This window comes from Pseudomonas sp. rhizo25, assembly GCF_031931935.1.
Lineage (GTDB): Bacteria > Pseudomonadota > Gammaproteobacteria > Pseudomonadales > Pseudomonadaceae > Aquipseudomonas > Aquipseudomonas synxantha.
In genome coordinates this window covers 41139-61638 of record NZ_JAUJXA010000007.1, presented here as the reverse complement: position 1 = coordinate 61638, position 20500 = coordinate 41139, and the positions used below count along the sequence as shown (strand labels likewise).

Below are 20500 nucleotides of genomic sequence, written 5' to 3'. Positions count from 1 at the left end.
TGCGCCGAACTAAACCTTTAGGGCCTCGATACGGCCCACATGGTTTCAAGGGGAGCAACAAAATGATCAAACGCAATCTGCTGGTTATGGGCCTTGCCGTGCTATTGAGCGCTTGCGGCTTCCAGCTGCGTGGCACCGGTACCAATGAGCTGTCGCTCAAGGAACTCGACGTCAGCGCCCGCAACGCCTATGGCGACACCGTGACCCAGCTGCGCCAGACCCTGGAAAACAGCGGTGTGCACGTGTACAACGGCGCGACCTACAAACTGATCCTGACGGATGAAAAAGAAACCCAGCGCAATATCAGCTACGCCAGTGCCGGCCGTGCATCCGACGTCGAGTTGAACACTGCGCTCTACTTCGAAGTACAAGGCCGCGATAACTTGCCGCTGATGGGTGACAAGATCCAGGTGCAGAAGGTTGTCAGCCACGACGGCAACAACCTGGTGGGTTCAGACTCCGAGACCCTCCAGGTGCGCAAGGAAATGCGTCGCGAGCTGATCCAGCGCATGATGACGCGCCTGCAAATGCTGACCCCGGAAAAGCTCGCCGCCCTGCAGCAAACCGCCGACAACAAGGCCAAGGCTGATGCCGATGCCCTGAAAGCCGCGCAAGAGTATGAAGACAACACGCCGAAACAATCGCCTGTTGAAGTCCCAGTCGAGTAAGCCAGGCGGGGCGCCCCTGGCGCCCCGTTCGACCCGCCTATGAAACTTGCCCCTGCCCAACTCGCCAAGCACCTGCAAGGTGGACTCGCGCCTGTCTATATCGTCAGCGGCGATGACCCGCTGCTGTGCCAGGAAGCGGCCGACGCGATCCGCGCCGCCGCACGTCAGCAAGGCTTCGACGAACGCCAGGTCTTCAGCGCCGACGCCAGTTTCGACTGGGGTACATTGCTGCAGGCCGGCGCCAGCATGTCGTTGTTTGCCGAAAAACGCCTGCTGGAACTGCGCCTGCCTTCGGGCAAGCCGGGCGACAAAGGCGCGGCGGCATTGATGGAATACTGCTCGCGCCCTGCCGAAGACACGATCTTGCTGGTCAGCCTGCCCAAGCTTGACGGCAGCGCCCAGAAGACCAAGTGGGGCAAGGCGCTGGTAGAAGGTCCGCAAACCCAGTTCGTCCAGATCTGGCCAGTGGACAGCAACCAGTTGCCGCAGTGGATTCGTCAGCGCCTGTCACAGTCGGGTCTGGCGGCGACACAAGATGCCGTGGAGTTGATCGCCGCCCGGGTCGAGGGCAACCTGCTTGCCGCCGCCCAGGAGATCGAAAAGCTCAAGCTGATGGCCGAAGATGGGCAGATCACTGTCGAAACCGTACAAGGCGCGGTCGCCGATAGCGCTCGCTTCGATGTGTTCGGCCTGGTGGATGCGATTCTCAACGGCGAGCCCGCCCACGCCCTGCGTATGCTCGAAGGCCTGCGTGGCGAAGGGGTGGAACCGCCCGTGATTCTCTGGGCCCTGGCTCGGGAGTTACGGGTACTGGCGAACATCGCCCTGCAATACAGCCAGGGCACCCCCCTGGACAAATGTTTCAGCCAGGCCAGGCCTCCGGTGTGGGACAAGCGCAAACCGCTGATGAGCAAAGCCCTGCAACGGCACTCGGCGCAACGCTGGGCACAACTGTTGCTGGAAGCCCAGCGCATCGACGCCCAGATCAAGGGCCAGGCCACCGGCTCACCGTGGATGAGCCTGAGCCGTTTGTCGCTGTTGATGGCCGGCCAGCGCCTCACCCTGCCCGCTGAATAACCCACCGATCCAATTGTGGGAGGGGGCTTGCTCCCGATTGCAGTGCATCAGTCGACATTTTCAGTGGCTGACACACCGCGATCGGGAGCAAGCCCCCTCCCACATTTGACCGCGTACCTTTCCTACATGTCGTCAGGCTTTACAGCCGGGCAACTTCGGCAGATGATTTGCACCGCTCCATTCCACACCCTAGCGAGAGAACCATCATGAGCAAAAAGCCATCCAAGCATGGCCCCAACAAGGCCAAATCCATCATCGCCCAGCCCTTGTTCCGCAGCCGCCAGGAACGCGCCGGCAAGGGCAAAGGCAGCTACCGCCGCGAAGCCTTCCAGTCTAATAGCTGGGAGGCTTCTTACTTTCTGGCTGCCTGAAGGCAAGCGCCCCTCTGGCATGATAAGGTCTATACCTGATTTGTAACCCCCTGGACCTGTGCATGCCCTCTAGTCTTTCTCGTCGTTGGCACCTTCGCCAATTGATCGCTGCCTCCAGCCTCATTCTGCTCGTCGCCTGCGCGGAAAAACCTACCGCCGCGGATGCGCAACCCCTGCCCAAGCTCCAGACCGCACCGGCCATCGCGCCAGCCGTGGTTGCCCCGCTGGCAGTGGACAACCTCGACATCCAACCGACCCAGACCTTCGCCGAATGGCAGGCGGGCTTTCGTGCGCAAGCCCTGCAGGCCGGGATCACAGCCGACGTTTTCGATAACGCCTTTGCCGGCGTCACGCCCGATATGGCGGTGATCCGCGCCGATCGCAGCCAGCCGGAGTTTTCCCGCCCAGTGTGGGAATACCTCGACGGCGCCCTGTCACCGGTGCGCGTGCGTAATGGCCAGGCGCTGTTGGTCAAGTACGCCGATATCCTGCAAAGCATTGAGCAGCGCTATGGTGTCGACCGCCAGGCGCTGGTCTCGGTGTGGGGCATGGAGAGCAACTTCGGCGCGTTCCAGGGCAACAACTCGGTGATCCGCTCCCTCGCCACTCTGGCCTACGAAGGCCGTCGCCCTGCCTTTGCCCAGGCGCAACTGCTGGCAGCACTGCAGATCATCCAGCATGGCGATATTCAGGCCGACCAGATGAAAGGCTCGTGGGCCGGTGCAATGGGCCAAACCCAGTTTATCCCGACCACCTATAACACCCACGCCGTGGACTTCGACGGTGACGGTCGCCGTGATATCTGGAACAGCCCGTCCGACGCCCTCGCCTCCACTGCGCATTACCTGCAAAGCTCCGGCTGGCAGAAAGGCCAGCCTTGGGGGGTTGAGGTGCAGCCACTGCCGTCGGGCTTCGACTACAGCCTGGCCGATGGGGGCATACGCAAAACTGTTGCGCAATGGCTGCAACTGGGGATCCAACTGCCGCCAGGCGTGAGCCTGCCGGCCAATGTCGATCAGTTGTCCGCCGCGTTGCTGCTGCCGGCCGGCTACCGCGGCCCGGCATTCCTGGTACTGGATAACTTCCGCGCGATCCTCAAGTACAACAATTCGTCATCCTATGCGCTGGCGGTTGGCCTGTTGTCGGAGCGATTTGGCGGCGGCGGTGTGATTCGTGGCAGTTGGCCAAAGGATGAACTGCCGCTGAGTCGTTCCCAGCGTATGGATCTGCAGACGGCCCTCAGCGCCAAGGGTTATGACGCGGGCAACCCGGACGGGATTATCGGCGCCAATACGCGCAAGGCGATTCGTGCGGCGCAGCAGGCATTGGGCTGGCCGGCGGATGGGTATCCGACGGTGAAGTTGCTGGAATCCCTGCAAGGCCGGTAGATTGACTTATGGCGACTACCGTAATCGGGGGCAAGCCCCCTCCCACACTTGGAGTGCATTCCAAAAATGTGGGGGGGCTTGCCCCCGATTGCGGTTTAGCAGACTGTAAAAAACTTAGTGGTTGAACACTACGCCCTGCTCCAGCACCAACTGCTGCTCCCCCGCATCCAGGCGCACCAAAGCGCCCATCGGCAACGTCAGGTTCGGGTCGCAATGACCACTGCGCCAGCCTGCCAGCACCGGAATGCACAGCGGTTCGAAGGTCTGCTTGAGCAACCGCTCCAGCGCGACGTTATCCACACCCGCCACGTCCCCTACCAGCACACCGGCAACCTGAGCCAGCTTGCCCGCCAGGCGCAGGTGAATCAGCAGGCGGTCGATACGATAAAGCGGCTCGTTGACGTCCTCGATAAACAGGATGATGCCTTCGGCGTCTATCTCATACGGCGTGCCCATTATTGCGGCAATCATCGACAGATTACCGCCCAGCAAGCGCCCACAGGCAATGCCTGGTTCGATCGTGGTCAATGGATAGGCCGCAGGATGCGCAAGCACGCTGCCGGCGCCCAGTTGACCACGCAGCAGGCTGAGCAATGAGGATTCGGTGGGTTGTTGCTTGCCGCCAAGCAGGTCGGCATTGAGCATCGGCCCGTGGAACGTTACAAAACCGGCATAACGGTTGATTGCCAGGTGCAAGGCGGTGATATCGCTGTAGCCCACGAATGGCTTGGGGTTGGCGCGCAGCAGGTCGAAGTCCAGCGCGTCGAGCAAGCGCGGCGTGCCGTAGCCGCCGCGCAGGCAAAGGATGGCATCGATGTCGGGGTTGGCGAAGGCGGCGTGCAGGTCGCGCAGGCGCACTGCATCGCTGCCGGCCAGGTAGCCGTCGCGTTCGTATACACCGGGATAAATGCGCAGGTCGTAGCCACGGGCACGCATCCATTGCCCGGCTTTTTCAACGTCCAGTGCAGCAGGGCCGGCGGGGGCGATCAGGGCGATGGTGCCTTCAGAACGAAGGGCTGGAACGGCTGGCGTCATATACAACTCTCCCTAGTCAACGCGGAACGAAATGTGGGAGGGGGCTTGCCCCCGATGGCGGTGTGACAGTCAATTCATGAAGAACTGATACACCGCTATCGGGGGCAAGCCCCCTCCCACATTGGACTTGCGGTGTTGCAAAGGCCTCTATCAGGAAACCAGGCTCGCCTTGACCAGCTTGGCCTGCTCATCGGCATGGTACGAAGAACGCACCAACGGGCCGGACGCCACGTTCTTGAAGCCCATCTTGTAACCTTCCTCGGCGAACCAGGCGAAGGTGTCCGGGTGCACGAAACGCTGCACTGGCAAGTGGCTGCGGGACGGTTGCAGGTACTGGCCAAGGGTCAGCATGTCGATGTCATGCTCGCGCATGCGCTTCATGACTTCGATGACTTCTTCGTCGGTTTCGCCCAGGCCGAGCATCAAGCCGGACTTGGTCGGAATGTGCGGCATCATCTGCTTGAATTTCTGCAGCAGGGTCAGCGACCACTGGTAGTCCGAACCCGGACGCGCAGCCTTGTACAGGCGCGGCACGGTTTCCAGGTTGTGGTTGAACACATCCGGCGGCTCGGCGGCGGTGATTTCCAGCGCGACGTCCATACGCCCACGGTAGTCCGGCACCAGGGTTTCGAGCATCACATTCGGCGACAACTTGCGGATTTCGCGGATGCAGTCGGCAAAGTGCTGGGCACCGCCGTCACGCAGGTCGTCACGGTCAACCGAGGTGATCACCACATACTTGAGTTTCAGGTCAGCGATGGCGATGGCCAGGCTTTCCGGTTCGTTGACGTCCAGAGGCTTCGGACGGCCGTGGCCGACGTCGCAGAACGGGCAACGACGGGTGCAGATGTCGCCCATGATCATGAAGGTGGCGGTGCCGCCGGAGAAGCATTCGCCCAGGTTCGGGCAGGACGCTTCTTCGCACACGCTGTGCAGCTTGTGCTTGCGCAGCAGCGCCTTGATACGGTCGACTTCCGGCGATACCGGGATGCGCACGCGGATCCAGTCGGGTTTCTTCGGCAGTTCGGTGGTCGGGATGATCTTGACCGGGATGCGTGCAACCTTCTCGGCGCCGCGCAGCTTGACGCCGGCTTCCACCTTGGCACGCGGGGCCGGGGCTGGACGCTCGGTGATGTCCAGCGTCGGGATCATGGTTTGCACTGCATCAGTAGTCATAATCAGTCGATTCCGCCCGTGAGGGTCGTCTGCTCAGCATAGTCGAGGTGTTTGACGAGCTGCGCACGCAGCCGGGCACTAACCTCGGCAAATTTAATCGGTGTGGCGTGGTCACTCAGCTGTGTCATCGCCAGCCCGGCGTAACCGCACGGGTTGATGCGCTGGAACGGCGCCAGGTCCATGTCCACGTTCAGGGCCAGGCCATGAAAGGAACAACCATGGCGAATCCGCAAGCCCAGGGAGGCGATCTTCGCGCCATCCACATACACACCGGGGGCATCGGGCTTGGCTGCGGCGCTCACGCCATAACTGGCCAACAGCTCAATCAGGCAAGCCTCCATGCGGCTGACCAGGTCGCGCACGCCAAACCCCAGCTTGCGCACGTCCAGCAATAGATAAGCGACAAGCTGACCGGGCCCATGGTAAGTCACTTGACCCCCTCGGTCGACCTGCACCACCGGAATATCACCCGGAAGTAGCAGATGCTCTGCCTTGCCGGCCTGGCCCTGGGTGAATACCGGTGGATGTTCCACCAGCCAGATTTCATCCGGAGCCGAGGTGCCGCGCTCGTTGGTAAAGCGCTGCATGGCATGCCAGACCGGCTCGTAGGCCATCCGGCCGAGCTCGCGAAAGCCCAGGACTTCTGACATCACAGCACCATGTGCACGAAGCCGGTGGCCCGCAGTTCGCTGTTGATGTTGTAGAGCTGGTCTTGATCGGTCGCAACGATGTGCAACTGAATCGTGGTGTACTTGCCGGTGGAGCTTTGACGCTCGTCCACGCGGTTGTCGTTGATCGTCGCATGCTTCCTGACGATTTCGAGAATCTTGTCCTTGCGGCCGACACCGGTATCGCTGATCACCTTGACGGGATAATCCGTCACCGGGAATTCGATCTTTGGCGCCTTTACTTCTACGTCTTTATCGGTCATGGCAGAACAGCCTCGTAAGCGCTAAGCCGTGGCGACGGGCAAAGCCCCGCGCTGGATCAACGCGGGGCTTTGCAGGTGCACACAATCAGTTGAACAAGCCGTAGAAGAATAGACGGATGCTATCCCATACGCGGCGGAAGATACCACCTTCGTCGACCGCGTCCAGTGCGATCAGGTCGGCGCTGTGCACCACCTTGTCTTCCAGCTTGACTTCGACTTTACCGATCACGTCGCCCTTGGCGATTGGCGCAACCAATTGCGGGTTCAGGGTCATGCTGGCAGCGAGCTTTTTCAGCTGGCCCTTAGGCATGGTCAGTGTCAGATCGTCGGCCAGACCGGCCTTGACTTGGGAGGTCGCCCCCTTCCAGACCGGTGCGGTCGCCAGCTCAGCACCCTTCTGATAGAAGGTCTGGGTTTCGAAGAAGCGGAAGCCGTAGGTCAGCAATTTCTGCGTCTCGGCCGCACGGGCCTGTTCGCTGTTGGTGCCGAATACCACGGCGATCAGGCGCTGGCCATCACGCACAGCGGACGACACCATGCAGTAGCCGGCTTCGTCGGTGTGGCCGGTTTTCAGGCCGTCGACAGTCTTGTCGCGCCACAGCAGCAGGTTGCGGTTAGGCTGCTTGATGTTGTTCCAGAAGAATTCCTTCTGGGAGTAGATCGCGTAGTGCACCGGGTCAACGCGGATGATCGCGCGCGCCAGGATCGCCATGTCGTGAGCCGACGAATAGTGCTCTGGGTTCGGCAGGCCAGTCGGGTTCATGAAGTGGCTGTTGGTCATGCCCAGGTCGGCGGCAGTCTTGTTCATCACGTCGGCGAACGCATCTTCGCTGCCGGCGATGTGCTCGGCCAGGGCGACGCTGGCGTCGTTGCCGGACTGGATGATGATGCCGTGCAACAGGTCACTCACGGTGACTTGCGAGCCGACCTTGATGAACATCCGCGAACCACCGGTACGCCAGGCGTTTTCGCTGACGGTGACCGGATCGTTCTCGCCGATCTGGCCGCGACGGATTTCCAGGGTCGCGATATAGGCAGTCATCAGCTTGGTCAGGCTGGCTGGCGGCAGGCGTACATCACCGCCGTTTTCGACCAGCACGTTGCCACTGGCGGCGTCCATGAGGACCCAGGACTTGGCGGCCAGTTGCGGGGAGGCCGGCACCATTTCAACCGCCCAGGCGGCCGGGGTGATGATCAGCGAGATAAGCAGGCACGTGCGTTTGGCTAAGGTGGTGATGTTCATCCGTCTCTCGAAATTGCTTATGGAAACTTGCCCTCGCGGGCAAAACTATTCAGACAGCCCGCTTCCAGGCTGTCACGTATTCGGTTGCCCGCTCACCCCTTGCCCCTGGGTTTTTATTGTTCACGAGCCAACAACCTGGGCTCGAGCGCGCATGCGCGCCTGAGCCATCAAACCAATACTGCTTATTCTGCGGTGACCACGCTGGGTTGCCCCAGGTTAGCCAGGCGTACGCTGTTCTGCACTTGGGCTACCTCGCTCGGCGAGCCGATCGGGCCCATGCGTACACGGTGCAAGGTTTGCTGGTTACGCACGATGGAGCTGATAAAGACTGGCGCGCTGACCATGCCGCTGAGCTTGGACCTTAACAGTTCTGCCGCATCCGGGTTGGCGAAAGCGCCGACCTGCAGGTACTGCCCGCCCACGGTAGACGCGCCCGGCGCTGCATGGGGTACCACCACGGTATCCGGGGCATGCTGCGCCGGCGGCGGCGTCCACTGCTCGATCTTGCCGGTCGAGGCCGTCACCTGCGGTTGCGGAGCCTGCGGTTCGTTGAGCATCAACGGCGCCGGCTTGCCGCGCTGGGCCCAGTACTGCGCGGGGTCGATACCTTCGACTTTCACCCGTGCGGTGCCGGTTTCGGCATAACCGAGCTTCTTCGCCGCGGCATAGGACAAGTCGATGATCCGGTCCGAATAGAACGGCCCACGGTCGTTGACGCGCAGGATCACCGTGCGGTTGTTGTCCAGGTTGGTCACGCGCACATAGCTGGGCAGCGGCAGGGTCTTGTGGGCCGCGCTCATGCCATACAGGTCATACACTTCGCCATTGGCGGTGTTCTGGCCATGGAACTTGGTGCCGTACCAGGACGCGGTACCCGATTGCACGTAGGTCTTGGATTCCTGCAGCGGGAAGTAATTCTTGCCCAGCACGGTATAGGGGTTGGCCTTGTAGGGGCCGGTGTGCAGGGTCGGCGTGGCATCCGGGATTTTCGACACATCCACATCCCACCACGGCGCGCCGTCTTTGTGCGCGCGGTTGATGTCCAGGCCCGGTTGGGCGCGGACCACCGCACCGCCGGCCTTCTTGGCAGGCGCACGGTTAGGGCTGGTGGAGCAACTGGCGACCAGCAGGCACAACGCGGTGAACGCCACCAGCTTGAGCGGTTTTTTGAACGGCGATACCCGCATTACTTGTTGCCCCGTGCTTTGACCAGCTCGTCTGACAGCTGATGTACGGCCATGGCGTACATCACACTGCGGTTATAACGCGTGATTGCGTAGAAATTCTTCAGGCCCATCCAGTATTCCGGGCCGTTTGCGCCTTCCAGGCGGAATGCCGTCACCGGCATGTCATCGCGTGGCGCATTCTGACTCGACCAGCCCAGCGCTCGCAACTCCCCGACGGTCTTGACCGGCTCGATACCCTGGGTCAGGCCCTCATCGGCGCGCTCACCGCTGACATCGGCGCGAATTACCACCGGCTCACCGGCTACCCAGCCGTGGTGCTTGAAGTAGCTGGCTACGCTGCCAATGGCATCGTCGGGGTTGCTCCAGATGTTGATATGCCCGTCACCGTCGAAATCCACCGCATAGGCGCGAAAGCTGCTCGGCATGAACTGCGGCAAACCCATCGCACCCGCGTAGGAGCCCTTGAGGGTCAGCGGGTCGACCTGCTCTTCGCGGGCCAGCAACAGGAATTCACGCAGTTCCTTGCGGAAGAATTCGGCGCGGGGCGGGTAATCGAAGCCCAGGGTCGATAAGGCGTCGATCACCCGGTAACTGCCGGTATTGCGCCCGTAGAAGGTTTCGATGCCGATGATCGAGACGATGACCTGGGCCGGTACACCGTATTCCTGCTCGGCGCGGGCCAGCACCGCCTCGTGCTGGCGCCAGAAGTCGACGCCCCGGGCTACGCGGGCGTCGGTGAGGAACATCGGGCGATATTCCTTCCACTGCTTCACACGTTCGGCGGGGCGGGAAATGGCGTCGAGAATCGCCTGCTTCTTCTGGGCTTCGCGGAACACGCCCATCAGTTGCTCACCGGCAAAACCGTAGTCGCGGGTCAACTCACCGACAAATTCGGCGACCTGGGGTGAACCATCGTAGTCACCGGCCTGCGCCTCTTGCGTTGCGCCCAGGAGCCCAATCAGGCCCACACAGGTCGCATGCCGAGTCGCCCAGCCGCGCATTACTTGCATTGACATCTTCACCTTATTCAAACCTGTGCGATCCATTTGCGATGCGTATGAATCGACATCAAAACCCCAAACGCTGACATCAATGTCACCAGCGAAGTTCCGCCGTAGCTAATGAATGGCAACGGCACCCCAACCACCGGCAGCAGGCCACTGACCATACCGATGTTGACGAAAACGTAAACAAAAAAAGTCATGGTCAGGCTGCCGGCAAGCAATTTACCGAACAGCGTCTGTGCCTGGGCAGTGATCACCAGGCCACGACCAATCAACAGCAGATAGATCAGCAACAAGGCGCAAATGCCTACCAGGCCGAACTCTTCGCCCATCACCGCAATGATGAAGTCGGTGTGGCTCTCGGGCAAGAAGTCCAGGTGGGACTGGGTGCCCAGTAACCAGCCCTTACCAAATACTCCGCCGGAACCGATGGCCGCCTTGGACTGGATGATGTTCCAGCCGGTGCCCAACGGGTCGCTCTCCGGGTCAAGGAAAGTCAGGATCCGTTGTTTCTGGTAGTCGTGCATAAAGAAGAACCACATGGCCACGGCCACGGGGATGGCCGCGGCCAGCACGCTGAGGATCCAGCGCCAGCGCAAGCCGCCCATGAACAGCACGAATGCGCCGCCGGCGAGAATCAGCAACGAGGTGCCGAGGTCCGGCTGGCGCACGATAAGAATGAAGGGCACGCCGATCAGGATCAGGCTGATGCCCACATGCTTGAGCTGTGGCGGCAAGGTGCGCTTGGACAGGTACCAGGCAATGGTGGCCGGCATCAGGATCTTCATAAATTCCGACGGCTGGAAGCGGATCACCCCCGGGACGTTGATCCAGCGCGTCGCGCCCATGGCGTTGTGGCCCATGACATCAACCACCACCAGCAGCAGCACGCCGGCGACATAACCCAGGGGCACCCAGCGTGCCATGAAGCGCGGCTCAAGCTGGGCGATCACCACCATCGACAACAGGCCCAGGCCGAACGAGGACGCTTGCTTGATCAGCAGGTCCCAGTTCTTGCCACTGGCCGAATACAACACGAACAGGCTACCGGCCGCCAGGGTCAGCAGGAGGATCAGCAACGGCCCATCAATGTGCATGCGTTGCAGCAACGTCGCACGGCGACGCATCACGTCCTCGCTGGAGAGGATGCGGTCAAAATTACTCTTCACGGGCCGTAACCTCGGGACTTGAAGGGGGGCCGCCATATTCGGGCTTGAGCTTGCCATCGGCGGCCAGCAGCCAGGCGTCCATGATCTGGCGCACCACAGGTGCGGCGACGCCGGAGCCGGACTCACCGTTCTCGACCATCACCGCCACCACGATCTTCGGGTCCTCGGCCGGGGCAAAGCCGACAAACAAAGCGTGGTCGCGGTGGCGCTCCTGAACCTTGGAGCGGTCATATTTCTCGCCCTGCTTGATCGCGACCACCTGGGCCGTACCACTCTTGCCGGCGATGCGGTATTGCGCGCCGGCCGCCGCCTTGCGTGCGGTGCCACGGGCGCCGTGCATCACTTGCTGCATACCATGGTTGACCTTGGCCCAGTCGGACGGGTCGCGCAGCACAATGTCGGGGATCGGGTTTTCATCCACTGGCTTTTCGCCTTCGATGGTCTTGGCCAGGTGCGGACGGTTCCAGATGCCCTTGTTCGCTACCAGTGCCGTGGCCTGGGCCAGTTGCAGCGGCGTGGCCTGCATATAGCCCTGGCCGATCCCGAGGATCAGGGTTTCACCCGGGAACCATGCCTGGCGGCGGGTCGCACGCTTCCACTCACGCGACGGCATCAGGCCGGGAGATTCTTCGAACATGTCCAGGGAGACTTTCTGACCGAGGCCGAACTTGCCCATGTAGGCAGACAGGCGATCAATCCCAAGCTTATGGGCCAGGTCGTAGAAGTAGGTGTCGTTGGAGCGCATGATCGCGGTGTCCAGGTCGACATAGCCGTCACCGGAGCGGTTCCAGTTACGGTATTTGTGGTCGTAGTTGGGCAGCATGTAGTAGCCGGGGTCATAGACGCGGCTGGAGGCCGTGACCACGCCGGAATCCAGGCCGGCAATCGCCACCGCCGGCTTGATGGTCGAACCTGGCGGATACAGGCCGCGCAGCACCCGGTTGAACAGCGGCCGGTCAATGGAATCGCGCAGCTCGGCATAGGCCTTGAAACTGATCCCGGTGACGAACAGGTTAGGGTCGAAACTCGGCTGGCTGACCATCGCCAGTACTTCGCCGGTCTTCGGGTCCAGGGCCACGACCGCACCACGCCGGCCACCCAGGGCCATCTCGGCCGCTTCCTGCAGCTTGATGTCCAGGCTCAGCACGATGTCCTTGCCCGGGATCGGGTCGGTACGCTTGAGCACGCGCAATACACGGCCACGGGCATTGGTCTCGACTTCTTCGTAACCCACCTGGCCGTGCAGTTCGGGCTCGTAGAAACGCTCGATGCCGGTCTTGCCGATATGATGGGTGCCGCTGTAATTGACCGGATCGAGGGTTTTGAGCTCTTTCTCGTTGATCCGCCCCATGTAGCCGACCGAGTGGGCAAAGTGCGGGCCTTGTGGATAGTGGCGCACCAACTGTGCCACCACTTCCACACCAGGCAGGCGGAACTGGTTCACCGCAATGCGGGCGATCTGCTCTTCGGTCAGCTCGAACAGGATCGGCACCGGCTCGAACGGCCGGCGCCCCTGCTTCATGCGTTTCTCGAAGATCACCCGGTCTTCCGGCGTCAGTTGCAGTACCTCGACGATCACATCGAGCACCTGCTGCCAGTCGCCGGAACGCTCGCGGGTCATGCTCAGGCTGAAGCTGGGGCGGTTATCCGCGACCACCACGCCATTGCGGTCGAAGATCAGCCCGCGGGTCGGTGGAATCGGCTGCACATGCACCCGGTTGTTTTCCGACAGCGTGGAGTGATAGTCGTACTGGATCACCTGGAGGAAATACAGCCGCGCAATCAGCACGCCCATCAACGCCACCACCAGGATGGCACCGAACACCACCCGCGCGCGTACCAGACGTGCGTCTTTCTCGTGGTCCTTGATGCGGATCGGCTGGGTCATCGGGGGCGGCGCAGACTATTTGTGATAAGGGTGCCCGGACAGGACTGTCCAGGCGCGATACAGCTGTTCACCGATCAGGATCCTTACCAACGGGTGCGGCAATGTCAGGGCCGACAGCGACCAACGCTGATCAGCGCGGGCGCAGACTTCCGGCGCCAGACCTTCCGGGCCACCCACCATGAAATTGACCGTGCGCGAATCCAGGCGCCAGCGGTCCAATTCCACCGCCAACTGCTCGGTGCTCCAAGGCTTGCCGTGCACCTCGAGGGTGACGATGCGCTCGTTGGGGCCGACCTTGGCCAGCATGGCTTCGCCTTCCTGACGGATAAAGCGCGCCACGTCGGCATTCTTGCCCCGGGTATTGAGCGGTATTTCCACCAGCTCAAGCGACAGCTCAGCGGGCAGACGCTTGGCATACTCGTGCCAGCCTTCTTCCACCCACTTGGGCATGCGTGAACCGACAGCGATCAGACGCAGGCGCACAGCCGTTCCTTATTCCTGATCTTTGTTGAGCTTGTCGAAGTGCGCGTGGCCCACTTCCGGGCTGTGGTGCTTGCCATCGGCGGCACGGCTCTGCTCAGCGCCTTTCCACAGACGCTCCAGGTCGTAGAACTGGCGGGCGTTGGAGGTCATCATGTGAACGATCACGTCGTCCATGTCCAGCAGCACCCAGTCGCTGTCGCCCTTGCCTTCTTCACCCAGTGGCTTGACGCCTTGGGCTTTGACGGCTTCGCGAACCTTGTCCAGCATCGCGCCGATCTGGCGGTTGGAAGTACCGGTAGCGATGATCATGAAGTCGGTGATGCTTTGCTTGTCGCGTACGTCGAGCACCTGGATGTCCTGGGCTTTAACGTCTTCCAGGGCGGCCACGGCGACTTTCACCAGCTCTTCGCCAGCCAGTTCCGGGCCAACGTGGGCTTCAACCGGCAGCGGCGCGCTTTTGAAGGTGCCTTTGCGCTTAACTTTGCTTACGTCTTTGTTCGTCATATAAAACTCGTTTTGCTCGTATGTTCGGGCGCTTGCTGCACAACTCGTGCGTTCAAGCGCGCCTTTTCAGTTCGACGCACGGTAAAGCCCGTGCGCATCGATGTAGGCCAGGACCGCGTCAGGCACCAGGAAACGTACCGACTTCCCGCTGGCCAGCAGTTGACGGATCTGGGTGGCGGACACCGCAAGCGGGGTCTGCCAGACGAATGCAATATTCCCGTTCGGCCCGGTCAGGGCCAAGGGGTCACTTACCGACCGCGCGGCCAGCAGGTTGCGCAAGGCATCCGGCGGTTCGCTGTCGGCATCCGGGCGTTGCAAAACCAGGATGTGGCAATGCTGGAGGAGTTCCTCCCAGCGGTGCCAAGAGGGCAGGCCGCAAAATGCGTCCCAGCCCAAAAGCAGAAATAACTGGTCATCCGCGGCCAACTCGGCGCGCATCAATTCCAGGGTGTCGACAGTGTAGGACGGTTTATCGCGCTTGAGTTCGCGATCGTCCACCACCAGCGGCGCTATGCCCTCTACCGCAAGGCGCACCATTTCCAAGCGCTGTTGCGCCGACACTTGCGGCGTATCACGATGCGGCGGCCGGAAATTGGGCAGCAGCCGCACCTCGTCCAGCGCAAGGGCATCCGCGACTTCCAGGGCACTGCGCAGGTGGCCGATGTGCACGGGGTCGAAAGTACCACCGAGCAGCCCAATGCGTTTAGCCATCAACTGCGCACGTGACCGTCACCGAACACCACGTACTTCTCGCTGGTCAAGCCTTCGAGGCCAACCGGGCCGCGCGCGTGGAGCTTGTCGGTGGAGATACCGATCTCCGCCCCCAGGCCGTACTCGAAACCGTCGGCAAACCGCGTCGAGGCGTTGACCATCACCGAAGCGGAATCCACTTCGTTGAGGAAACGCCGGGCATCGCTGAAGTGCTCGGAAACGATAGCGTCGGTGTGCTTGGAGCCGTACTTGTTGATGTGTTCGATGGCCTGGTCCAGGTCATCGACGATACGGATCGACAGGATCGGCGCCGTGTACTCGGTGTACCAGTCCTGCTCGCTCGCCTCGATCACGCCCGCGCCGAGCAACGCCCGGGTACGCTCGCAACCGCGCAGCTCCACGCCCTTGTCGCGGTAGATGGCAGCCAGCGGCGGCAGCACGCGCTCGGCAATGCCGGCGTGCACCAGCAGGGTTTCCATGGTGTTGCACGGGGCATAGCGGTGGGTCTTGGCGTTGTCGGCGATGCGAATCGCCTTGTCGAGGTCAGCGGCGATGTCGATATAGACGTGGCACACACCGTCCAGATGCTTGATCACCGGCACCTTGGCATCGCGGCTGACGCGCTCGATCAGGCTCTTGCCACCCCGGGGAACGATCACGTCGACGAACTCCGGCATGGTGATCAACGCACCAACGGCGGCGCGGTCGGTGGTTTCCACCACTTGCACCACTTCGGCCGGCAATTCGGCCACGGCCAGGCCTTGCTGGATGCAGGCGGCGATGGCGCGGTTGGAATTGATCGCCTCGGAACCGCCACGCAGGATGGTAGCGTTGCCGGACTTGAGGCATAGGCTCGCGGCGTCGATGGTCACGTTCGGACGCGACTCATAGATGATGCCGATCACGCCCAGAGGCACGCGCATCTTGCCGACCTGGATACCGGATGGCAGGTAGCGCATATCGCGGATTTCACCGATGGGGTCAGGCAGCTTGGCCACCTGACGCAGGCCTTCGATCATGTCGTCGATACGTGCCGGGGTCAGCGCCAGGCGATCCAGCAGAGCCGGTTCCAGGCCATTGGCACGGCCGTTGGCCAGGTCCAGCTCGTTGGCGGCGGTCAACTCGGAGCGCGAGGCATCCAGAGCATCGGCCGCCGCCAGCAGCGCACGGTTCTTCTGCGCGGTGCTCGCACGGGCGATCAACCGCGAAGCCTGACGGGCAGCGCGACCCAGGCGGGTCATGTAGTCAAGAACGGACTCAGTCATGGTCAGGGAGTCTTGGCAAAGAGGAAAGCGGCAGATTATAGCTGTGACGCAGCACGACTGACAGCGGTGAGGGGCGGATGGTCGAAATGAACTGTAAAAACCTGCGGTTCAGGCGTAATTAAGCTGGGAGTTGTTATTATTCGGTCACATTTAGCCGTAATAACCCTGAACGCCATGTCCGGTTTTACCCCTCTGCTCCCCGCCAGCGCCCTGCCCGACTGCTTCTTCGACCGCGATGCGCAACTGCTTGCGCGAGAATTACTCGGCAAAGTCATTCGCCATCGCGTCGGTGATATCTGGCTCTCGGCGCGAATTATTGAAACCGAAGCCTATTACGTGGCCGAAAAAGGCAGCCACGCCTCCCTCGGCTACACAGAAAAGCGTAAGGCTTTGTTTCTGGACGGTGGCCATATCTATATGTACTACGCCCGTGGCGGCGATTCATTGAACTTCAGTGCCCATGGCCCGGGCAATGCCGTATTGATCAAATCGGCCTACCCATGGGTCGATGAAATCTCCGGCCCGGCCAGCCTGGCCCAGATGCTGCTGAACAACCCGAACGCCGATGGCAGCCCTCGCCCGACGCAAAAACTCTGTGCCGGCCAGACCTTGCTGTGCAAGGCGCTGGGCCTGAAGGTGCCGATGTGGGACGCCAAGCGCTTTGACCAGGAGCTGCTGTATGTCGAGGACGTTGGCCAGGTACCTACGCAGATTATCCAGACCACGCGGCTGGGCATCCCCAGCGGGCGCGATGAACACCTGATGTACCGCTTCGTAGATGCTGGTTATGCGCTTTATTGCACGCGGAACCCGCTGCGCCGGGGGCAGGTCGAAGGCCGCGATTATTTCTTGATTTGAACAGGCGGACCCACGCAACACATCCAATGTGGGAGGGGGCTTGCTCCCTCCCACAGTTGATCATCAGCGTTTCAGCATATGCATTACAGAGATGGAGTGGATTGTATGGGCCAATGGCTCGATAGCATTACCGGCTGGCTGACCCTGAACCCGCAATGGCTGGCAGCGGCGGTGTTTATCGTGGCGTGCGTGGAATGCCTGGCCATCGCCGGGCTGATCGTGCCGGGCACGGTATTGCTGTTCGCGATTGCCGCGCTGGCCGGCAGCGGCGCGCTGTCCTTAAGTGAAACGCTTTTGCTGGGCTTCCTCGGCGGTTTATTGGGCGATGGGGTTTCCTACTATCTCGGCCGACATTTCCATCAGAACATCCGGCGCCTGCCTGGCCTTCGTCACCATCCTGAGTGGATGAATGGCGCGGAAACCTACTTTCACAAATACGGTATCGCCAGCCTATTGGTCGGACGGTTCATCGGCCCGCTGCGCCCCATGCTGCCAATGGTCGCCGGTATGTGCGACATGCCCTTCCCGCGCTTCGCCGCCGTGAGCATTATTGCCGCAGCGGGCTGGTCGGTGGCTTACCTGATGCCGGGCTGGGCCGCCGGCGCCGCGTTCCGCCTGCCGCTGCCGGAGGGTTTCTGGCCGGAGGCGGCAGTTATCACGGCCTGCCTGGCGGTCCTGCTGGGGCTGAGCTTGAACAGCAGCTGGCGCGGCCATCGTCGCGCCACCTTGTGGATCGGTTGCGCCAGCCTGGTCTTGTTGATTGCGCTGTTTATCGGCTACCCCCACCTCAACGACTTCGACCAGGGCCTGAGCGCACTGGTGCAGGAGCATCGCAGCCCTTGGCTGGACGAGGTCATGGTGCGGGTCACCCAACTGGGTGAGTTCAGGAAGATGTTTGTAGCAAGCGCAGTGTTCACCGGCTTGCTGCTACTGGCACGGCAATGGCGCCACGCTCTGTTTGTCGGCGCCACGCTAGCCGGCGCGGCGGTGATCAACACCGGCACCAAGCTGTTTTTCGCCCGTGGGCGCCCGGAAATCCTCACAGACCCGTTGACCAGCTTCAGCATGCCCAGCGGCCATGCCTCCGGCGCCTTTGCATTCTTCCTGGCGCTTGCGGTGCTGGCCGGCCGTGGCCAACCCACACGTCTACGCCTGACCTGGATGTTGCTGGGTTGTATTCCCGCGGCCTTCATTGCCCTGTCGCGGGTTTACCTGGGCGCCCATTGGCCCACGGATATCCTGGCCGGCACGTTGCTGGCGATGACCGTGTGCGCGTTCAGCCTCACCGTCAGCGAACACCGCAGCCCATTGCCTGCGATGTCGCAAAAAGCCTGGTGGCTGGTGTTGCCGGCCGTGGTGGCCGTACTCGGCTTTATCGCTTTTACCGGCACGCCCCACGCACTGCTCAGGTACGCCTATTGACCCTTGGCCGGGCCGATCCAGTCCACCGAAGCGCTGCGGCGCTCAACACAACGTTCGCGCCGCTCCAGTAGCATTTCATCGGCAATTTCAGCGGCGCGCTCGGCGATGTACTCCGGGCCCCGCGTTGCATCCTGCTGGAGCAATTGTGTGGTCACGCTGACAAAGTACGCGTCCCAGGCAACTTGCTCCGATGGTGTCAGACGAATCATGGTCATCCCCGATCAATTAGTGTGATCGGAAAATATTGCAGGCGGCGCAGCTGAGATGGCCGAGCAAACTCTGAAAGCTCCGTCAGATAAATCTGAATCAGGTGAACAGTTCGCCCTGCAGCTCATCCAGCAACATTTGAATCGCATCCAGGCGTTGCTGCGGGTCGTCGAGTTGCAGCAGGTCGACCTTGTCGGCCTCGGTGAACGGCAATAGATAAGCCAGCTGATTGCCCAGAGCTTGCTGCCCCTCAGCGTGGCCGCCCATGTCCAGAGAGGCGACCATCGGGTGCTCGGCCAAGGCCTGGAGCAACGCAAGCAAGTCGGCGTCCTCCTCTTCAAGCGGCCGGTCCGGCAGCTCTTCCATCCATTGCACGTCGGCCACCAGCAGTTGGTCTTTCTGCACGCCGGCATCACGCACACGGAAACGCCGACCGCCTTCGACACGAATCCCCAGCAGGCCGTTTTCCTGTTGCTTGAAGTCGCGAATCAGCGCCTCACAGCCAATCAACGCGTAGCCCTCCGGTGCCATGCCGACTTCCTTGCCGTCGAGGATGCACACCACGCCGAAGCTTTCGCCCTTTTTCATGCAGCGGCTGATCATGTCCAGGTAGCGAGCCTCGAACAGTTGCAAATCGAGGGTGCAGCCAGGGAACAGCACAGTGTTGAGCGGGAACAGCGCCAGACTCATAAAGGTTTCCTTAAACCTGGGTTAAACAATTACCGATACCGCCAGCGGCAGGAACACTGCCGTGGCCACGCCCATCAGGCTCATCGCCAGCGCCGCGAAGGCGCCACACTCTTCGCTTTCCTGCAGGGCCACCGAGGTGCCGACGGCGTGGGCAGTCATACCCAGCGCCATGCCGCGCGCTTCGGGGCTGTGTACGCCCAGGCGCGTCAGGTACGCCGGGCCGATCATCGCGCCGACCACCCCGGTGATCAGCACAAACACCGCCGCCAAGGCCGCAACGCCACCAATCTGCTCGGCGACCAGCATGGCGATCGGCGACGTCACCGACTTGGGCGCCATGGTCATCAGCACCATATGTTCGGCCCCGAACCACCACCCCAGCCATACACACAAACCAGTGGCCAACACCCCACCTATCACCAGCGTAGTAAAAATCGGCCAGAACAATTGGCGAATCCGTCGCAGGTTGAGATAAAGCGGCACCGCCAGGGCCACTGTTGCAGGCCCGAGCAGGATGCCCATGATCTCGGTGCTCTTGCGGTATTCGGCATAGCTCAGGCCACAGGTGAGCAGCACGCCGATCACCAGCAGCATGGACACCAGCACCGGCTGCAGGAAGACCCAGCGGGTTTTCTCGAACCCCGCCAGCACCAGTTGATAGGCGCCCAGGGTGATGCCGATGCCGAACAGCGGGTGGTGAATGACGGCCGTCCAGGCACCCTGCCAGTCAAAGATCACTGCCCCCGCTCCTTGCGCTTGACCATGTACTGCATCAATACGCCGATAAAGCCCATGGCGATCACCAGCGACAATACCAGCGCACCAACGATGGCCCAGAAGTCGGCGGCAATGTCCTTGGCGTATACCATCACGCCCACGGCCGGGGGCACCAGCAGCAGCGGCAGATAACGCAACAGGCTGCTGGCCGCCAGGCTCAGGGGCTCGCCGACTTCACCGCGCCAGACCAGGAAACCCAGCATCAGCAACAGGCCCACAATCGGCCCCGGCAGCACCGGCAACAGTAAATGATTGATCGCTGTGCCGATCAATTGGAACAGCACCAGCCAGGTCAGGCCACGTAACAGCATTCGCTCTCTCCCCTTCAAAGCTCGCCCGCATTATAAGCATGCCCACTCTATGCCCCGGCATTCGCCAAAAGCATGGTGGGTTGACCAGGCGAGGTGCCCATGATGATCTACATTGGTTCTCTGTAACCCATAAAA

General features: G+C 61.6%; 23 protein-coding genes. 6 read left to right on the top strand and 17 right to left on the bottom strand.

Annotation, left to right across the window (positions count from 1 at the left end):
- The first annotated feature begins 62 nt into the window (after positions 1–62).
- From QZR30_RS17050 to QZR30_RS17035, 4 genes are all read left to right on the top strand, one after another.
- Positions 63–668 (top strand): LPS-assembly lipoprotein LptE, encoded by a 606-nt coding sequence (locus QZR30_RS17050; protein WP_046069680.1) that lies wholly within the window; start codon positions 63–65, stop codon positions 666–668.
- A gap of 39 nt (positions 669–707) precedes the next feature.
- The gene (gene holA, locus QZR30_RS17045; protein ID WP_046069681.1) at positions 708–1745 is read left to right on the top strand and encodes a DNA polymerase III subunit delta; all 1038 of its coding nucleotides are present in this window, start codon (positions 708–710) and stop codon (positions 1743–1745) included.
- A 206-nt stretch (positions 1746–1951) separates the two neighbouring features.
- Positions 1952–2116: an alternative ribosome rescue factor ArfA gene (gene arfA, locus QZR30_RS17040; protein ID WP_003176285.1), complete on the top strand. Its 165-nt coding sequence runs from the start codon at positions 1952–1954 to the stop codon at positions 2114–2116.
- A gap of 62 nt (positions 2117–2178) precedes the next feature.
- A complete protein-coding gene (locus tag QZR30_RS17035) occupies positions 2179–3504 on the top strand; it encodes a lytic murein transglycosylase (protein ID WP_046069683.1) in 1326 nt (441 codons plus the stop codon).
- A 114-nt stretch (positions 3505–3618) separates the two neighbouring features.
- On the opposite strand, the gene QZR30_RS17030 is transcribed toward QZR30_RS17035, so the two are convergent.
- From QZR30_RS17030 to QZR30_RS16970, 13 genes are all read right to left on the bottom strand, one after another.
- Complete coding sequence (locus QZR30_RS17030) at positions 3619–4539, bottom strand: S66 peptidase family protein (protein WP_046069684.1); 921 nt, start codon at positions 4537–4539, stop codon at positions 3619–3621.
- Between the two features lie 150 nt (positions 4540–4689).
- Entirely contained in the window at positions 4690–5691 is a 1002-nt protein-coding gene (gene lipA / locus QZR30_RS17025) for a lipoyl synthase (RefSeq protein WP_057444888.1), read from the bottom strand.
- 26 nt (positions 5692–5717) lie between these two features.
- The gene (lipB, locus tag QZR30_RS17020; protein WP_046069685.1) at positions 5718–6365 is read right to left on the bottom strand and encodes a lipoyl(octanoyl) transferase LipB; all 648 of its coding nucleotides are present in this window, start codon (positions 6363–6365) and stop codon (positions 5718–5720) included.
- A complete protein-coding gene (locus tag QZR30_RS17015) occupies positions 6365–6646 on the bottom strand; it encodes a DUF493 domain-containing protein (protein ID WP_005791752.1) in 282 nt (93 codons plus the stop codon). The genes lipB and QZR30_RS17015 overlap by 1 nt, the downstream gene beginning before the upstream one ends.
- Positions 6647–6731: 85 nt before the next feature.
- A complete protein-coding gene (locus QZR30_RS17010) occupies positions 6732–7889 on the bottom strand; it encodes a D-alanyl-D-alanine carboxypeptidase family protein (RefSeq protein WP_059397663.1) in 1158 nt (385 codons plus the stop codon).
- A gap of 182 nt (positions 7890–8071) precedes the next feature.
- Positions 8072–9076 (bottom strand): septal ring lytic transglycosylase RlpA family protein, encoded by a 1005-nt coding sequence (locus QZR30_RS17005; RefSeq protein ID WP_046069687.1) that lies wholly within the window; start codon positions 9074–9076, stop codon positions 8072–8074.
- A complete protein-coding gene (mltB, locus tag QZR30_RS17000) occupies positions 9076–10086 on the bottom strand; it encodes a lytic murein transglycosylase B (protein ID WP_046072585.1) in 1011 nt (336 codons plus the stop codon). Before mltB ends, QZR30_RS17005 begins: the two co-directional genes overlap by 1 nt.
- A 17-nt stretch (positions 10087–10103) precedes the next feature.
- A complete protein-coding gene (gene rodA, locus QZR30_RS16995) occupies positions 10104–11207 on the bottom strand; it encodes a rod shape-determining protein RodA (RefSeq protein WP_046072586.1) in 1104 nt (367 codons plus the stop codon).
- Between the two features lie 31 nt (positions 11208–11238).
- Positions 11239–13137, bottom strand: a complete 1899-nt coding sequence (gene mrdA, locus QZR30_RS16990) for a penicillin-binding protein 2 (RefSeq protein ID WP_046069688.1) — start codon at positions 13135–13137, stop codon at positions 11239–11241.
- 15 nt (positions 13138–13152) lie between these two features.
- Positions 13153–13620 carry a 23S rRNA (pseudouridine(1915)-N(3))-methyltransferase RlmH gene (rlmH, locus tag QZR30_RS16985; protein ID WP_003176297.1) on the bottom strand — a complete coding sequence of 156 codons (468 nt, stop codon included), beginning with the start codon at positions 13618–13620 and terminating at the stop codon, positions 13153–13155.
- A 9-nt stretch (positions 13621–13629) separates the two neighbouring features.
- Positions 13630–14124 carry a ribosome silencing factor gene (rsfS, locus tag QZR30_RS16980; protein WP_003176298.1) on the bottom strand — a complete coding sequence of 165 codons (495 nt, stop codon included), beginning with the start codon at positions 14122–14124 and terminating at the stop codon, positions 13630–13632.
- Between the two features lie 66 nt (positions 14125–14190).
- On the bottom strand, positions 14191–14835 hold the full coding sequence (gene nadD, locus QZR30_RS16975; protein WP_043047989.1) for a nicotinate-nucleotide adenylyltransferase: 645 nt from the start codon (positions 14833–14835) through the stop codon (positions 14191–14193).
- Complete coding sequence (locus QZR30_RS16970; RefSeq protein ID WP_046069689.1) at positions 14835–16100, bottom strand: glutamate-5-semialdehyde dehydrogenase; 1266 nt, start codon at positions 16098–16100, stop codon at positions 14835–14837. The genes nadD and QZR30_RS16970 overlap by 1 nt, the downstream gene beginning before the upstream one ends.
- 174 nt (positions 16101–16274) lie before the next feature.
- On the opposite strand from QZR30_RS16970, the gene QZR30_RS16965 reads away from it, so the two are divergent.
- On the top strand, positions 16275–16958 hold the full coding sequence (locus QZR30_RS16965) for a DNA-3-methyladenine glycosylase (protein WP_056846374.1): 684 nt from the start codon (positions 16275–16277) through the stop codon (positions 16956–16958).
- Between the two features lie 105 nt (positions 16959–17063).
- Complete coding sequence (locus tag QZR30_RS16960; RefSeq protein ID WP_046069691.1) at positions 17064–18380, top strand: bifunctional DedA family/phosphatase PAP2 family protein; 1317 nt, start codon at positions 17064–17066, stop codon at positions 18378–18380.
- On the opposite strand, the gene QZR30_RS16955 is transcribed toward QZR30_RS16960, so the two are convergent.
- The 4 genes from QZR30_RS16955 to QZR30_RS16940 form a co-directional block, all read right to left on the bottom strand.
- Positions 18374–18589: a hypothetical protein gene (locus tag QZR30_RS16955; RefSeq protein WP_046072587.1), complete on the bottom strand. Its 216-nt coding sequence runs from the start codon at positions 18587–18589 to the stop codon at positions 18374–18376. The two genes, QZR30_RS16960 and QZR30_RS16955, sit on opposite strands and share 7 nt — an antisense overlap.
- A 97-nt stretch (positions 18590–18686) precedes the next feature.
- The gene (locus tag QZR30_RS16950) at positions 18687–19277 is read right to left on the bottom strand and encodes an LON peptidase substrate-binding domain-containing protein (protein WP_046069692.1); all 591 of its coding nucleotides are present in this window, start codon (positions 19275–19277) and stop codon (positions 18687–18689) included.
- Positions 19278–19298: 21 nt separating this feature from the next.
- Positions 19299–20015 carry an LrgB family protein gene (locus tag QZR30_RS16945; RefSeq protein WP_046069693.1) on the bottom strand — a complete coding sequence of 239 codons (717 nt, stop codon included), beginning with the start codon at positions 20013–20015 and terminating at the stop codon, positions 19299–19301.
- Entirely contained in the window at positions 20012–20365 is a 354-nt protein-coding gene (locus QZR30_RS16940; RefSeq protein WP_311903719.1) for a CidA/LrgA family protein, read from the bottom strand. The genes QZR30_RS16945 and QZR30_RS16940 overlap by 4 nt, the downstream gene beginning before the upstream one ends.
- Positions 20366–20500: the final 135 nt, after the last annotated feature.

Coding starts and splice junctions, on each gene's coding strand:
- QZR30_RS17050 (WP_046069680.1), top strand. CDS start 63: ATGATCAAACGCAATCTGCTGGTTATGGGCCTTGCCGTGCTATTGAGC.
- holA (WP_046069681.1), top strand. CDS start 708: ATGAAACTTGCCCCTGCCCAACTCGCCAAGCACCTGCAAGGTGGACTC.
- arfA (WP_003176285.1), top strand. CDS start 1,952: ATGAGCAAAAAGCCATCCAAGCATGGCCCCAACAAGGCCAAATCCATC.
- QZR30_RS17035 (WP_046069683.1), top strand. CDS start 2,179: ATGCCCTCTAGTCTTTCTCGTCGTTGGCACCTTCGCCAATTGATCGCT.
- QZR30_RS17030 (WP_046069684.1), bottom strand. CDS start 4,539: ATGACGCCAGCCGTTCCAGCCCTTCGTTCTGAAGGCACCATCGCCCTG.
- lipA (WP_057444888.1), bottom strand. CDS start 5,691: ATGATCCCGACGCTGGACATCACCGAGCGTCCAGCCCCGGCCCCGCGT.
- lipB (WP_046069685.1), bottom strand. CDS start 6,365: ATGTCAGAAGTCCTGGGCTTTCGCGAGCTCGGCCGGATGGCCTACGAG.
- QZR30_RS17015 (WP_005791752.1), bottom strand. CDS start 6,646: ATGACCGATAAAGACGTAGAAGTAAAGGCGCCAAAGATCGAATTCCCG.
- QZR30_RS17010 (WP_059397663.1), bottom strand. CDS start 7,889: ATGAACATCACCACCTTAGCCAAACGCACGTGCCTGCTTATCTCGCTG.
- QZR30_RS17005 (WP_046069687.1), bottom strand. CDS start 9,076: ATGCGGGTATCGCCGTTCAAAAAACCGCTCAAGCTGGTGGCGTTCACC.
- mltB (WP_046072585.1), bottom strand. CDS start 10,086: ATGCAAGTAATGCGCGGCTGGGCGACTCGGCATGCGACCTGTGTGGGC.
- rodA (WP_046072586.1), bottom strand. CDS start 11,207: ATGCGTCGCCGTGCGACGTTGCTGCAACGCATGCACATTGATGGGCCG.
- mrdA (WP_046069688.1), bottom strand. CDS start 13,137: ATGACCCAGCCGATCCGCATCAAGGACCACGAGAAAGACGCACGTCTG.
- rsfS (WP_003176298.1), bottom strand. CDS start 14,124: ATGACGAACAAAGACGTAAGCAAAGTTAAGCGCAAAGGCACCTTCAAA.
- nadD (WP_043047989.1), bottom strand. CDS start 14,835: ATGGCTAAACGCATTGGGCTGCTCGGTGGTACTTTCGACCCCGTGCAC.
- QZR30_RS16970 (WP_046069689.1), bottom strand. CDS start 16,100: ATGACTGAGTCCGTTCTTGACTACATGACCCGCCTGGGTCGCGCTGCC.
- QZR30_RS16965 (WP_056846374.1), top strand. CDS start 16,275: ATGTCCGGTTTTACCCCTCTGCTCCCCGCCAGCGCCCTGCCCGACTGC.
- QZR30_RS16960 (WP_046069691.1), top strand. CDS start 17,064: ATGGGCCAATGGCTCGATAGCATTACCGGCTGGCTGACCCTGAACCCG.
- QZR30_RS16955 (WP_046072587.1), bottom strand. CDS start 18,589: ATGATTCGTCTGACACCATCGGAGCAAGTTGCCTGGGACGCGTACTTT.
- QZR30_RS16950 (WP_046069692.1), bottom strand. CDS start 19,277: ATGAGTCTGGCGCTGTTCCCGCTCAACACTGTGCTGTTCCCTGGCTGC.
- QZR30_RS16940 (WP_311903719.1), bottom strand. CDS start 20,365: ATGCTGTTACGTGGCCTGACCTGGCTGGTGCTGTTCCAATTGATCGGC.